Origin of the sequence: Burkholderia sp. E168m23 (assembly GCF_016586125.1) — a bacterium.
Classification (GTDB): Bacteria; Pseudomonadota; Gammaproteobacteria; order Burkholderiales; family Burkholderiaceae; genus Burkholderia; species Burkholderia orbicola.
In genome coordinates this window covers 1-1310 of sequence record NZ_BCPP01001378.1, presented here as the reverse complement: position 1 = coordinate 1310, position 1310 = coordinate 1, and the positions used below count along the sequence as shown (strand labels likewise).

The 1310-nt window shown below is 72.7% G+C and carries 1 protein-coding gene and 1 pseudogene; both read right to left on the bottom strand.

The features are described from left to right. Positions 1–736, bottom strand: a 736-nt coding sequence (locus tag JMF90_RS37455; protein ID WP_201326377.1) for a DHH family phosphoesterase, incomplete at its 3' end; no start/stop codon positions are given. Between the two features lie 14 nt (positions 737–750). Beyond that, positions 751–1310 (bottom strand): annotated as a pseudogene (locus JMF90_RS37450) (regulator); the annotation flags it as partial.

The window sequence follows — 1310 nt, the reverse complement described above, 5'->3', positions numbered from 1 at the left end:
CCAGCACGCGGTTGTTGCCGTCGAGCCGCACGACGTCGGCGACGGTGCCGAGCGCGACGAGGTCGAGCAGGCCGTCGAGGCGCGGCTCGGCTTCCTTGCTCGCGAACGCGCCGCGGCGGCGCAGCTCGGCGCGCAGCGCGAGCAGCACGTAGAACATCACGCCGACGCCGGCGAGGTGCTTGCTCGGGAATGCGCAGCCGGGCTGGTTCGGGTTGACGATCGCGCGCGCGGCGGGCAGCGCGTCGCCGGGCAGGTGGTGGTCGGTCACGAGCACGTCGATGCCGCGCGCGTTCGCGGCTTCGACGCCGGCGACGCTCGCGATCCCGTTGTCGACGGTGATCAGCAGGTCGGGCTTGCGCGCGGCCGCGAGCTCGACGATCTCGGGCGTGAGGCCGTAGCCGTATTCGAAGCGGTTCGGCACCAGGTAGTCGATCTGCGCGCCGAACATCCGCAGGCCGCGCACCGCGACCGCGCAGGCCGTCGCGCCGTCGCAGTCGTAATCGGCGACGACCAGCAGGCGCCGCTTGTCGGCGATCGCGTCGGCGAGCAGCGCCGCCGCATCGGCGCAGCCTTTCAGTTCGGTGGGCGGCACCAGGCGCGCGAGCGCGGTCTCGATGTCGACGGGCGACTGCACGCCGCGCGACGCGTACAGGCGCGCGAGGACGGGGTGCAGACCGTGGCGCGCAAGCGCTTCGGCGTCGGCGGGCGCGACGGGGCGGGTAACGATCCGGGTCATTCGGGGTCTGCTGGTTATTCGAACAGGGAGGCAAGCGCGCGGCGGCGCCAGAACTTGCGCAGATCGCCGCGCGTCGCGTGCAGCGTCACGGAACTCGTGTCGCCGCACAGCGTGACATCCACGCTCGCCAGCTCGCCGTTCTGCAGCGCGGCGAGCGCGGGCGCGAACCAGTCGCGCTCGAGCGCGGCGAGGCCATCGTGCCAGCGGGCCCAGTCCTGCTCGATGAACGGAGTGGTCAGCGCCGGCAGGTCGACGAGCGTCGCGCCGTCGGCGGCAGGCAGCGCGCGGAATGTCGCAGGCGGGCTGCCGGCTTCGATTTGCGCGGCGCGCGCGAGGCCGAGCGCGGCGGGCGACGCCGACAGCACGCGCGCGAACGGCTTGCCGACCGGCTTCAGCGTGCCCTGCGCGTGGAACCAGACCGAATTGACGGCGGGCAGCCCCCGGGCCTCGCGGGCTTCGTTGACCGGGTGCTGGAACCACGCCATCTGCACTTCGTTCTGCAGTTTCATCCACATCCGCGAGCGCTCTCCCGTATGCGCCTCGTGCGGCAGCCAGATCTCGATGTTGCGGCCGC